A 12,444-nucleotide genomic window follows, 5' to 3' on the forward strand; every position below is an offset into this window, starting at 1 on the left:
ACCAGTGGCTTTGATTGACGACAGCAGAAGCGCGGCAGCGATGACGGGCGAGGCACGCGTCGAGGATTACCTCGCGCTGCTCAAGCCAAGCGTCATGCAACTGGTCGTGTTCACCGCCATCGTCGGTCTGGTGGTGGCGCCTGGCACGATCAATCCAGTGATCGGCATTATTGCCGTGCTGTGCATTGCCATCGGGGCAGGCGGCTCTGGCGCCCTCAACATGTGGTACGACCGCGACATCGACGCCATCATGAGCCGGACGGTCAACCGGCCGATTCCTGCCGGCCGGGTCACCGGCGAGGAAGCTCTGGTCTTTGGCATGGTGCTGTCGCTGTTCTCGGTGGCCCTGCTTGGGCTTGCGACCAACTGGGTCGCCGCGGGGCTCCTGGCCTTCACCATCTTCTTTTACGCCGTCATCTATACGATGTGGCTCAAGCGCCGCACGCCGCAGAACATCGTCATTGGTGGCGCGGCCGGTGCCTTCCCGCCCATGGTCGGCTGGGCTGCCGTCACAGGCACCGTGTCGATCGAGAGCGTGGTGCTGTTTCTCATCATCTTCCTGTGGACGCCGCCGCACTTCTGGGCGCTGGCACTCTACAAGCAGAGCGACTATGGCGCCGCCGGCGTGCCGATGATGCCCAACGTCGTTGGCAATGCCTCCACCAAGCGGCAGATCTTTGCCTACACGGTCGTGCTGGGTGCCTCCGCCATGCTGCCCTCCGTGCTGGGCTTTTCCGGATGGGTCTATACCACTGTTGCCGTGATCACCGGCGTGTCGTTCATCATGCTGGCCTGGCGTCTGCTACGCACCAACGAAGATGTGGCGATGCGCAAGTCTGCGCGTTCGCTGTTCAACTATTCGCTGAGCTATCTGTTCATCGTGTTTTTCGCCTATCTGGCCGACAATCTGCTAACCCGGTTCGGAGGCTTCGTCTGATGAGCGCGCCGGACGAGCTGCGCCCCACTGCCGAGACGCCGGAGCAGGCCGCTGCGCGTGCCAGGGTGCGCCGCCGCCGCTCGATTGCCCTGGCATTGGCCTTGGCATTGTTTGCCATCACTTTTTATGTGCTGACCATCGTCAAGATGGGACCAGCCCTGTTTGATCGAGCGATTTGATGGTCGATTTTACTCAACCCGATCTTGATCCGGGCCTCGCCCGGCGCAACAAGCGCCTGGCGCTTACCGGCCTCGGGATTGTTCTCGGCATGGTAGGCCTGGCTTATGCGTCCGTGCCGCTGTACCAGCTGTTTTGTCAGGTGACCGGCTATGGCGGCACCACGCAAGTGGCGACCGACAGCCCCAAGGGCGCCATTGCCCGCGAGATGACGGTGCGCTTTGACTCCAACGTCGCACACGATCTGAACTGGACCGTAGGGCCCGCCGCCTCTATCACCGGTCAGATCGGCAAGGTGGACACGGTCAACTACGTTGCGACCAACCATTCCGACCGGCCCATTACCGGCATGGCAATCTTCAACGTATCGCCCGTGCGTGCCGGCGCCTATTTCAACAAGATCGAATGCTTCTGCTTTACCGAGCAGACGCTGCAGCCCGGTGAAACCGTGGACATGCCGATCGTGTTCTTCGTCGATCCCGAGCTTGACGATAATCGCGAGCTCGACACCATCAAAGAGATCACCCTCTCTTACACCTTCTATGCTTCAGACAACGGGGGAAGCTGACCCATGGCCGACTTAGTGAAAAACCACGACTACCATATGGTCGAGCCCAGCCCATGGCCCTTTGTCATGTCGGTTGCCGTGTTCATCCTGGCCGTAGGCGGCATCTTCTGGATGCACCAGTGGACACCATGGGTGTTCTTCATCGGCCTGGTTGGCGTGCTCTACACCATGTACGCCTGGTGGAGCGACGTCATCAAGGAAGCCAACGGCGGCGATCACACCCCGGTGGTGCAGATGCACCATCGCTATGGCATGCTGCTGTTCATCACCTCCGAAATCATGGTCTTCTTCGGCTTCTTCTGGGCCTATTTCGATGGTTTCTTCCGCCTCGATGACGTGGAGCAATATGCCCGTGTCGCGGCGACCGGCGGGGTTTGGCCGCCAATGGGCGTGGAATTGTTTGACCCGTTCCACCTGCCTTTGTTCAATACGCTGCTGCTGCTGACCTCCGGCACCACCGTCACCTGGGCTCACCATGCGCTGCTCGAAGGCGACCGTCAGGGCCTGAAGTGGGGCCTGTGGCTGACCGTGCTGCTCGGCGCCGTGTTCACCTGCGTGCAGGCTCTGGAATATTCCGAAGCGGGCTTCGGCTTTGCCGGCAACATGTATGGTGCAACCTTCTTCATGGCGACCGGCCTGCACGGCTTCCACGTTCTGGTCGGCACGATCTTCCTGGCGGTCTGCCTCTATCGTGCCTATCGCGGTGATTTCACTCCCGAACGCCATCTCGGTTTCGAATTCGCCGCCTGGTACTGGCACTTCGTGGACGTGGTTTGGCTGTTCCTGTTCGCCTCGATCTACATCTGGGGCAGCTGGGGCGTTGCGCTGCACCACTAGCCCGACGCGATTTAATGAAAGGGCGCAGCCACAAGCTGCGCCCTATTTCTTTGGAGCCCCTGTGCAACAGCCGTCCCCTATCGCCACCGGCCTGCTTTGCCGCTGCCCACGCTGTGGCAAGGGCAAGCTGTTTGCGGGCTATCTCAAGATCGTGCCGGTCTGCCCGGAATGCGGGCTCGATCTGAAATTCGCCGATAGCGGCGACGGTCCGGCCATTTTCGTCATTTTTCTTGTGGCGCCTTTGGTGATCCTCATGGCCCTCGTCGTGGGTGCTGTATTCAATCCTCCTCCCTATGTGCACCTCATGCTCTGGATTCCGACGACACTTGCGCTTTCGCTGCTGCTCCTGCCGCCGTTCAAGGGCGTGCTGGTGGCCCTGCAATATCGTCACGACGCACATGAGGGGCACCAATGAGCGCGCCGCGTTCCCGTCCCATCATGACCGCCATCTTTGCCGTGATGATGCTGGCGCTGGCCGTTACTTGCGTATGGCTCGGCACTTGGCAGATGAACCGGCTGGCTGAAAAGGAGGCGCTGGTTGCGGCCGTCGATCAGCGGCTCGATGCCGATCCGGTGCCAGCGCCGGCAGCATCCGATTGGCCGACGCTTGATCTCGGTGCTTTCAACTTCCAGCCAGTCTCCCTGACCGGTGCGTTCCGCTATAACCAGACCGTCACGGTCTTCACCAGCCTCGCCAATGCGCGTGGCCCTGCTTCGGGGCCGGGTTACTGGGTAATGACGCCCTTTGTGCTGGCCGATGGCGGCACGGTGTTCGTCAATCGAGGCTTCGTGCCTGCCGAATTCCAAGCAGCCGCCGTCACGGATGCCGAAGGCGATGAAAACCAGGTGACGATCACCGGCGTGCTGCGCCCATCCGAAGCGGCCGGCTTCATGACGCCGGAACCGGACAGCTCGAACCGCACCGAATGGGTGAGAGACACCACGCGCCTCGCGGCCATGGTGGACCCGGCTCTGGCGCCCGTTGCGCCGTTCTATGTCGACATGCCCGCTGGAGCGCCCGGCCAACTGCCCCAGGGCGGCGAAACGGTTGTCGACTTTTCCAACAACCATCTGGGCTACGCCTATACCTGGTATGGCTTTGCCATCGTCGCAATCGTCATGCTTGGGTTCTGGCTATGGCGGCAGCGCCACCCGACGAAGGGCTGATCCACCAAACTTGCGGTTCACCTCCAGTTTTTATAGGTTGCACGAATTCTGAAAGGGCCTTCTCCCCGAATGCAGTTTGTTTCAACGCGTGGCCAGGCGCCCGTGCTCGGTTTCTCCGACGCCGTCCTGGCAGGCCTGGCGTCCGACGGCGGCCTTTATGTTCCCCAGTCCTGGCCGCAAATCGGCCGCGATGAAATCGCTAGTTTTGCCGGGCGGCCTTATGCCGATGTGGCCTACGCAATCATCTCGCGCTTCGTCGGCGACGAGATTGCGCCCGCCAAGCTCAAGCAGATCATCGACGACAGCTACGCCGTGTTCCGCCATCCTTCGGTGACCCCGATCCTGGAACTCGAGCCCAATCACTTCATCCTCGAACTGTTCCACGGCCCAACGCTGGCGTTCAAGGACGTGGCCATGCAGTTCCTCAGCCGGGTTATGGACCATATCCTGCTCGAACGCGGGCTGAAGGCGACCATTGTGGGCGCCACCTCGGGTGACACCGGGTCAGCCGCCATCGAGGCATTTCGCGGGCGCGACACCACGGACATCTTCATCCTGCATCCCCAAGGCCGCACGTCCCCGGTGCAGCGCCTGCAGATGACCACGGTGCTCGACGCCAATGTGCATAATGTGGCGCTCGAGGGCACGTTCGATGACTGCCAGAACATCGTCAAGGCGATGTTCAACAACCATGGCTTCCGCGACCGCGTGCGTCTGTCGGGCGTCAATTCGATCAACTGGGGCCGCATCGTCGCGCAGATTGTCTACTATTTTACCGCGGCATCCTCTCTCGGCAGCCCCTACCGCCCGGTGAGCTTCACCGTGCCGACCGGAAATTTCGGTGATATTTTTGCCGGCTATTGCGCCAAGGCAATGGGCCTGCCCATCGAGAAATTGGTGATAGCTACCAACGCCAATGATATTCTCGCTCGCGCCATGGAAACGGGCCGCTACGAGATGGATGGCGTGGTGCCCACGATCAGCCCCTCCATGGATATCCAGATTTCTTCCAATTTCGAACGCTTGCTGTTCGAGGGGGCAGGGCGCGATGCCCAGGCGGTCGTCCGCATGATGGAAAGTCTCAAGCAGTCCGGCGGCTTTGCGCTACCGGTCGATGCGGTTGCCAGCATCCGTCGCGACTTCGTTGCCGGCACGACCAATGAGGCGGAAACGCGGGCCACTATTTCCATGACCCACCAGGGCGCCGGCTATCTGCTGGACCCGCACACGGCTGTCGGCGTCAATGTTGCCCGCCACCAACCGCGTGGCACCGCGCCCATGGTGACGCTGGCGACGGCCCATCCGGCCAAGTTCCCCGCCGCCGTGCGCGAGGCGTCCGGCGTGGACCCGGCCTTGCCGGCCTGGCTGGCCGATCTTTATTCGCGGGAAGAGCGCCTCAGCGTGCTTGCCAATGATCAACAGGCAGTTGAAGATTTCATTTCAGCGCGTACGCGCGCTGCCTAGCCGAAAGGGAAGCACGCGGTCCACCCGATCGCCGGCCCCGAGGAGAACTGCGTGAGCGTACAATCGACGACCCTGGATAATGGCATGGTGGTTCTCACCGACGACATGCCGCACCTCGAAAGCGCCTCGCTGGGGGTCTGGGTCAAGGCGGGCGCCCGCTCCGAGCGCAAGGCCGAACACGGTATTTCCCACCTGCTCGAACACATGGCCTTCAAGGGCACGGCGTCGCGCAACTCGCTGGCGATTGCCGAAGCGATCGAGAATGTGGGCGGTGACCTCAACGCTGCAACCTCCATCGAACACACCGGCTATTTCGCCCGCGTGCTCAAGGAGGATGTGGTGCTCGCAGCCGATATCCTCAGCGACATCCTGCAGAATTCGCTGTTCGACGATGATGAGTTGCTGCGCGAAAAACAGGTGATCGTTCAGGAAATCGGCGCGGCGCGCGATAACCCGGACGATCACGTCTTCGACCTGTTCCAGGCGGCAGCCTTTCCCACCCAACCCATTGGCCGCACCATCCTGGGCACGGTCGACTCGGTCCGCGACTTCAATCCGGACATGGTCCGCAAATACATGAACCGCAATTATGTGGGCGACCACATGGTGATGGCGGCGGCCGGCAATGTCGATCACGACGGGCTGGTGGATGTGGCGCGCAGCCGCTTTGCCGATCTCAAACCCAATGGTGCTCCCGCTCCGCAACGGGCCGAATACCAGGGCGGCGAAGAGCGCCTGATTTCCGACCACGAACAGGCCCACATCGTCGTCGGCTTCGAAGGCCGCGCCTATAATGCCGATGGCTTCTACGCAGCCCAGGTGCTGGCCTCGATTCTGGGCGGCGGCATGAGCTCGCGCCTGTTCCAGGAGGTCCGCGAAAAGCGCGGCCTCTGCTATTCCGTTTATTCCTTCCACTGGGCCTTTGCCGATAGTGGCGTGTTTGGCGTCGCCGCCGCGACCGGCGAAGAGGAAGTGGCCGATCTCGTTCCCGTGGTCCTGGATGAACTCAAACGGGCCACCCAGTCGATCACCGACGACGAAGTGATCCGCGTGCGCAATCAGATTCGCGCGGGCCTCCTCATGTCACTCGAAAGTCCCTCGGCGCGCGCCGGCCAGTTGGCCCGGCAGCAGATTTTGTGGGGCCGTCCCATTCCCATGCAGGAGACGGTCGATCGCATCAACGCCATTACCGCCCGCCGGGTGCAGGACGTGGCCGAACAGATTTTTACGCAGGGGGCACCGACGCTCGCAGGCATTGGGCCGATCGGCAATCTCGCCGATGTCGGCGCCATTGGCGACTACCTCAAACGCTAAAATGGCCGTGCTGTGGCCTTGGTCCTCGCCCGCGCAGTTGATGTCCCTTCAGGGCAAGGGCCTGCTGCTGCGCCTGCCGCAGATGAGCGATTACGAGCAGTGGTACACACTGCGCCATGACAGCCGCAATTTTCTAAAACCCTTCGAGCCGCGCTGGACTGAAGCCGATCTGAGCCGCCGCGTGTTCACCATGCGGGTGCGCCGGGCCCGCGAAGAGGCCGAGGCCGGCACCGACTATTCGTTTTTCGTGTTCAGACAGCAAAACGGATACGAAGTTCTCGTCGGCGGGGTGACGCTTTCCAATGTTCGCCGCCGCGCCGCGCAATTCGTCAATCTCGGCTACTGGATGGGCGAGCCTTTTGCCGGCAAGGGAATCATGACCGAGGCCGTAGCGGTCTGCCTTCCCTTCGTGTTCGAGACGCTGGATCTTCACCGCATTCATGCGGCCTTCCTGCCCGGCAATATGGCCTCGCGCCGGGTGCTCGAAAAGAATGGCTTCGTTGAAGAAGGCTTTGCGGAAAAGTACCTACAGATCAACGGACGCTGGGAAGACCACGTGTTGTTTGGCCTGACCCGCGAGCGCTACGAAAGCTGGCGCTACATCAATCGCAGCTAATCGGGACCCGGGGTCGTTCCTCTGTTGCCGATCGGCAACACGGCAGGAACCTTGTCGTATGGTTTAAACCTCGCTACCAAGGTTTGTTCCCCTTGGTGGAGCGCGCCACAGCAGAAATCTGGTCGCACGCGCGATCCGCAGGCGCGCCGCCACAATGAAGCCTACCGCAGGATATAATCGCCCCTGATGCGTCACCTCTTTGCACTCGCGATATGTCTTGCGCTCGCGCTGGCCGCCCTCGCTCCCGCCTCCGCCTTCGAAGTCATTTCCGTCCCCGAGGATGTGAACGCCGTCAATCTGTCCGATGTCGTCGAGATCCAGCCCGGCCCAGAGGGCCGCGTGCAATTGTCCACGGCTCCCGGCGAAGACGGCATCATCCGGCGCATCGAGGTGCTGGCGACCGAGCCGGGCACCACGCCCAATTTCGCGCTGTTTGCGCTGCGCAACGAAAGCGACCAGCAAATCGAACGCTTGCTGGTGGCGCCGTTCTTCCGCCTGCCGGGCTCCGGCATTTTCCAGCCCGACCTAGGCGATGATCGCCTGACCGCGCTGACGCCAAGCGCCGGCATCCGCCCGGTCCGCCTCACCGATAGCGAAGCCGATGTCTTCGAGGTGACGCTGGACCCCGGCGCCACGGTTACCTTTGTTGCTGAACTCAGTTCGGGCCAATTGCCCGAACTCTACCTCTGGCAGCCCAACGCCTATCGCGACTACGTCAACTCCTTCACGCTTTTCCGCGGCGTGGTGCTGGGTGTTGCTTCGCTCGCCGCCGTGTTCCTCACCATCATGTTCGTGGTCAAGGGCAGGGGGGTGTTCCCCGCAACAGCCGCCTTCGCCTGGGCCGTCATGGTCTATCTGCTGATCGACTTTGGCGTGCTTGGCCGGCTGCTCGGGCTGCCCGCCAGCGGCATGCAGCCCCTGCGCGCCGCAGCCGAAGCGGGGCTCGCGACAACGCTTGCCGGCTTCCTGTTCATCTACCTCAACCTGCACCGATGGCACCTGCGCTTCGTTCATCTCGCGCTCGGCCTTGCGGCGCTGTTCCTCGCGCTGTTCGGCTTTGCCTTCTTCCAGCCTGCCATTGCCGCAAGCATCGCCCGGCTGGTGCTGGCGCTGCTGGGCCTGTCCGGCTTCTTCCTGATCCTGCTGCTGGCTCTGCGCGGCTATGACCGCGCCGTGCTGCTGGTGCCCACCTGGATCATTTTTATCGCCTGGCTGTTTTATTCCTGGCTGGTGGTTTCGGGGCAGGTTTCCAATGACGTCGCACAGCCCGCAGTCGGCGGCGGCCTCGTCCTCATCGTCATGCTGCTTGGCTTCACCGCGGTGCAACACGCCTTTTCGGAGGGGCAGGTGACCATCGGCACGCTCTCCGAAGTCGAACGCCGCGCCCTGGCGCTGACCGGCTCGGGCGATTTCGTGTTCGACTGGAACATCGAGCGAGACCGGGTTTCCGTTAGCGACGAACTCGCCACTCGCCTTGGCGAAAAGCGCGGTGCCCTGCGCGGCGCCATCAAGCGCTGGCTCGACCGCGTCCACCCCGATGATCGCGACCGCTTTCGCACCGCCTTCGATACCCTCGTCGAACTACGGCGCGGCAAGGTCTCCTCCGACATGCGCATCGCCGGCCACGACGGCAGCTATCGGTCCTTCCGCATGCGGGTGAAGCCCGTGATCGGCGGCGACGGCCAGGTCAACCGCATCGTCGGCACCCTGCAGGACGTCACCGAGGATCGCGCCGCCCGCGAGCGCCTGCTGCACGACGCCGTGCATGACAGCCTCACGGGCCTGCCCAATCGCATGCTGTTCCTCGACCGGCTCGATCGTGCCCTCATTCGTGCGCGTACGCCCGGTGGCACCAAACCTGCGGTGTTCCTGATCGACATCGACCGCTTCATGGAACTCGAGGAGCGCATCGGCCACTCGGCAGCCGATTCCGTGCTGCTGGCCATTTCGCGCCGCATCTCGCGCATCCTGCGCCCGCTCGACACTGTCGCCCGCATCACCAGCGACCAGTTCACGGTGATCCTGGCCTCCGAGCAGGCCGCCGGAAAGATCGCCGAAACCGCCGAGCAGATTCGCAAGGCGCTCAAGGCGCCGTTCAATTTCGGCGACCGCGACCTGACGCTCACCGCCTCCATCGGCGTCACCATCTATGACAGCAACCCCGCTGAGGCGGCAGACGTGCTCCGGGATGCCGAGCTGGCCATGTACTACGCCAAGCGCCTGGGCGGCGACCGTATCGAGGCCTATCGCGCCTCCGCACGCTCCATTGCCGCCTACAATCGCGCCAACGAGGAAGACCTTGAGCGCGGCATGAAGCAGGGCGAGCTGCATGTGCAGTTCCAGCCCATCATGGATATCCAGACCGGCCAGATGGCGGGCGCCGAAGCGTTGATGCGCTGGACCCACCCCACGCGCGGCACCGTCAACCCCGACGAATTCGTGCCCTTGGCCGAGCGCTCCGGCCAGATCGAAAAACTCGGGCGCCTGGCGTTCGAGCAGGCAGCGGGTCAGGCCAAGGACTGGCTGAACACCATCGGACTGCCCGATGAATTCTTCATCTCGGTCAATCTTTCGCCCAGCCAATTGGCGACTGATTCCCTGCTCAACGACATGCGCAGCCTTGTCAGCCAGGACAAGAACCTGGCCCAGCACCTCAAGCTCGAAATCACCGAATCCCAGGTAATGAGCAATCCCGAGCATTCCGCCTACATGCTCCAGGCGCTGCGCAATCTGGGCCTGGGATTGGCGCTGGACGACTTCGGCACCGGCCATTCATCGCTGAGCTATCTGCACCGTTTCCCCTTCGACACCATCAAGATCCCCCAGCCCTTTGTGAAAATGGGACAGGACAATGGCATGGCCCACACCCAGGCTCCGATCATCCGCTCGGTGGTGGCGCTGGCGACGGACCTGGACCTGATGCTGATCGCCGAAGGCGTGGAATCGCTGGACGAAATCGAACGCCTGCGCCAGCTCAATTGCCGCTATGCGCAAGGCTTTGCGTTTGGGGCCGCGATGACTGGGGCGGAGTTCACGAAGAAGCTCAGCGCCCAACTGGGGCGGTAAACCCCGCCCCGACCGAGCACGTCATTCCGACACCACCGCGTCATTCCCGCGAAAGCGGGAATCCCACTTTACACCAACGAAGTGAGATTCCCGCCTTCGCGGGAATGACGCCGAGTGTGGTCGCCGGAGTGTCCGCCCCTACGCATGCCCGATATCCGGGCTCAAACTGGCCCGCGTAATGTGCAGGCTCGCCAGCGCCGCGTCATAGCGCTTCTCCACCGGCGTATCGAACAGCAATTCGCGGCTGAACGGCGCCGTCAGCCAGCCATTGCGGGCGATTTCGTCTTCCAACTGCCCGGCGCTCCAGCCGCAACAGCCTAGCGCAAACAGCGAAGCCTTTGGGGCTGGACCGAATGCCATGGCCTTGAGGATATCGAGCGTTGCCGTCAGGCAGATGTCCTCGCTGACTTTATAGCTGTTGCCGCTGGAATAGTCCGATGAGTGCAATACGAAACCACGGCCCTTCTCGATGGGGCCGCCCCGCATGACGCTGCGCTCGCGGATGGAGTCCGGCAACCGGATGACGGCGTCAGGATCACCCAGATCGAGTTCATCAAGGATGTCGGCAAAGCGCAGATCCGCCAGTTCGTGGTTCACCACGAGGCCCATGGCGCCTTCGCTGCCGTGGCCGACGACCAGGATGACGCTTTCTGCAAAGTTCTCATCTTCCATATCGGGCATGGCGATGAGGAACTGTCCTTCAAGTGAGTTCATGGGCAATAATGTAGGCCGAGGCGCTGCCTCTGCCAAGGCTGCATTCCCGTGCCGGCCCTGGGCAGAGGATCACGAAGGCCTGATGGCGCGTCAGCTATTTCTTCATTTCAACCTGCGTTAATGCCTCCTGATGCACGCAATACCAGCCCTTGCCCTGTTGAGCCTTGCCTCCCTGCCGACCCTGGCGGGCGAGACGCCGTGGCAGGAGATCGCTCCGGGCGTCGATATGCGCCTCGTCTCCTCGGGCGAGATCAGGCCGGACGGCACGACCTTGATTGGCCTCGAAATCAACATGCCTTCCGATACCAAGACCTATTGGCGGGTGCCCGGCGATACCGGCCTGCCGACGGAGTTGGACTTCTCCGGCTCGCCGGATGTCGAGGCCCACGCCATTCACTGGCCGTTCCCCATCCGCGACCAGACGGCCGAATATCTGGATTATGTCTATTACGGACCCACAGTCCTGCCCGTCGAACTCGAACTGGCGCCTGGTGCGCAGCATCTGGAACTGGCCGCCGTCCTTGGCATCTGTTCCGAAATCTGCATCCCCGCGCAGGCCCGCTTCTCGATGCCGCTTGAGGCCGAACCCGACCGGCCCAATGGCTTGCGCCTCAAGCAGGCCATTGCCCTGGCGCCGATCGCCTGGCCCGACGAAGAACCGAGCTTTGGCGAGGTTTCCTTTGACCCCACAAGCGGGCAATTGCTGGTTCCGGTGCTGTCGTCCGCCATCGATATCGCGTCGCTGATCGTCACTGCGCCGGGCGGCGAACCGCTCTATGGCACGCCGCAAAAAAGCCGAGAACCAAACCTAGTCGTCGTCCCCGTTCTGGGGGAGAGAGATGAAATCGACTGGTCTAGCCAGTCCGTTCAGCTGACATTCATGACCGATATGGGATCTTTCGAAGTCAGCCGCCCCATCAAGGCGGCGGCAAACAAGTAATGAGCAGATCGGGAAAGGCCGCTGAGGTCTTGTTTGCGGCGGTAAAGCCGCATATCCCGAATGACAGGGGACTGCACAAGGGTGGCGAAAAGCCGCCGATTATCGGCAACAGCTATGGGGCAAACTGAAAATATGATCGAACGCGGCAGTCCAATTCCGTCGGTAACGACACAGCTCATCACTGCAGATGGCACCAGCGAGACCACCAGCGAAGCCGTGCTCGGCTCGGGCCTTGTCGTGTTCTTCGCCGTGCCCGGCGCGTTCACCCCCACCTGCCACGTCAATCACCTGCCGGGATTCGTCGCCAATGCTGCCAAGCTGCGCGCCGCGGGCGTCGACCGGATCGTCTGCGCTGCCGTCAACGACAAGCACGTGATGAAGGCCTGGGCCGAAGCCTCCGGCGCCCTGGGCCAGATCGATTTCCTTGCCGATGGAAATGGGGAACTCGCCGATGCGCTGGGCCTCTCCAAGGATTTTTCGGGCGCCGGAATGGGCAAGCGTTTCACCCGCTCCGCGGCGCTGATCCGCGACGGCATCGTGCAGGATGTATTTGTTGAAGATGCGCCCGGCGTTACGGCCACTGGCGCCCCGGCCATTTTGATGGCGCTCGAAACACTCAAAGTCTAGAATGCGTCAGGATCAGC

13 protein-coding genes are annotated in these 12,444 nt (G+C 62.3%); 12 read left to right on the forward strand and 1 reads right to left on the reverse strand.

Annotation, left to right across the window (positions count from 1 at the left end):
* Positions 1 to 4 precede the first annotated feature (4 nt).
* From C8264_RS16145 to C8264_RS16190, 10 genes are all read left to right on the forward strand, one after another.
* Positions 5 to 937 (forward strand): heme o synthase, encoded by a 933-nt coding sequence (locus tag C8264_RS16145; RefSeq protein WP_425430687.1) that lies wholly within the window; start codon positions 5 to 7, stop codon positions 935 to 937.
* The gene (locus C8264_RS16150; protein WP_108462007.1) at positions 937 to 1,116 is read left to right on the forward strand and encodes a hypothetical protein; all 180 of its coding nucleotides are present in this window, start codon (positions 937 to 939) and stop codon (positions 1,114 to 1,116) included. The genes C8264_RS16145 and C8264_RS16150 overlap by 1 nt, the downstream gene beginning before the upstream one ends.
* Complete coding sequence (locus tag C8264_RS16155; protein ID WP_108462008.1) at positions 1,116 to 1,682, forward strand: cytochrome c oxidase assembly protein; 567 nt, start codon at positions 1,116 to 1,118, stop codon at positions 1,680 to 1,682. Before C8264_RS16150 ends, C8264_RS16155 begins: the two co-directional genes overlap by 1 nt.
* A gap of 3 nt (positions 1,683 to 1,685) precedes the next feature.
* Positions 1,686 to 2,519, forward strand: a complete 834-nt coding sequence (locus C8264_RS16160) for a cytochrome c oxidase subunit 3 (protein WP_108462009.1) — start codon at positions 1,686 to 1,688, stop codon at positions 2,517 to 2,519.
* Positions 2,520 to 2,580: 61 nt separating this feature from the next.
* Positions 2,581 to 2,934 carry a DUF983 domain-containing protein gene (locus C8264_RS16165; RefSeq protein ID WP_108462010.1) on the forward strand — a complete coding sequence of 118 codons (354 nt, stop codon included), beginning with the start codon at positions 2,581 to 2,583 and terminating at the stop codon, positions 2,932 to 2,934.
* Complete coding sequence (locus C8264_RS16170; protein WP_108462011.1) at positions 2,931 to 3,686, forward strand: SURF1 family protein; 756 nt, start codon at positions 2,931 to 2,933, stop codon at positions 3,684 to 3,686. Before C8264_RS16165 ends, C8264_RS16170 begins: the two co-directional genes overlap by 4 nt.
* Before the next feature lie 69 nt (positions 3,687 to 3,755).
* The gene (gene thrC, locus C8264_RS16175; protein WP_108462012.1) at positions 3,756 to 5,150 is read left to right on the forward strand and encodes a threonine synthase; all 1,395 of its coding nucleotides are present in this window, start codon (positions 3,756 to 3,758) and stop codon (positions 5,148 to 5,150) included.
* 51 nt (positions 5,151 to 5,201) lie between these two features.
* Positions 5,202 to 6,464 carry a M16 family metallopeptidase gene (locus C8264_RS16180; protein ID WP_108462013.1) on the forward strand — a complete coding sequence of 421 codons (1,263 nt, stop codon included), beginning with the start codon at positions 5,202 to 5,204 and terminating at the stop codon, positions 6,462 to 6,464.
* A gap of 40 nt (positions 6,465 to 6,504) precedes the next feature.
* Positions 6,505 to 7,080, forward strand: a complete 576-nt coding sequence (locus tag C8264_RS16185) for a GNAT family N-acetyltransferase (RefSeq protein ID WP_425430688.1) — start codon at positions 6,505 to 6,507, stop codon at positions 7,078 to 7,080.
* A 186-nt stretch (positions 7,081 to 7,266) separates the two neighbouring features.
* Positions 7,267 to 10,146, forward strand: coding sequence for an EAL domain-containing protein (locus C8264_RS16190; RefSeq protein WP_108462015.1), 2,880 nt, complete (start codon positions 7,267 to 7,269; stop codon positions 10,144 to 10,146).
* Positions 10,147 to 10,284: 138 nt separating this feature from the next.
* On the opposite strand, the gene C8264_RS16195 is transcribed toward C8264_RS16190, so the two are convergent.
* A complete protein-coding gene (locus C8264_RS16195; RefSeq protein ID WP_108462016.1) occupies positions 10,285 to 10,860 on the reverse strand; it encodes a YqgE/AlgH family protein in 576 nt (191 codons plus the stop codon).
* Positions 10,861 to 10,990: 130 nt separating this feature from the next.
* Here C8264_RS16195 and C8264_RS16200 point away from each other — a divergent pair, with 130 nt between their 5' ends.
* Positions 10,991 to 11,800, forward strand: coding sequence for a protein-disulfide reductase DsbD domain-containing protein (locus C8264_RS16200; RefSeq protein ID WP_108462017.1), 810 nt, complete (start codon positions 10,991 to 10,993; stop codon positions 11,798 to 11,800).
* A gap of 114 nt (positions 11,801 to 11,914) precedes the next feature.
* Positions 11,915 to 12,427 (forward strand): peroxiredoxin, encoded by a 513-nt coding sequence (locus C8264_RS16205; protein WP_245893286.1) that lies wholly within the window; start codon positions 11,915 to 11,917, stop codon positions 12,425 to 12,427.
* The last annotated feature ends 17 nt before the right edge of the window (positions 12,428 to 12,444 follow it).

Source organism: Devosia naphthalenivorans (assembly GCF_003056355.1).
Classification (GTDB): domain Bacteria; phylum Pseudomonadota; class Alphaproteobacteria; order Rhizobiales; family Devosiaceae; genus Devosia; species Devosia naphthalenivorans.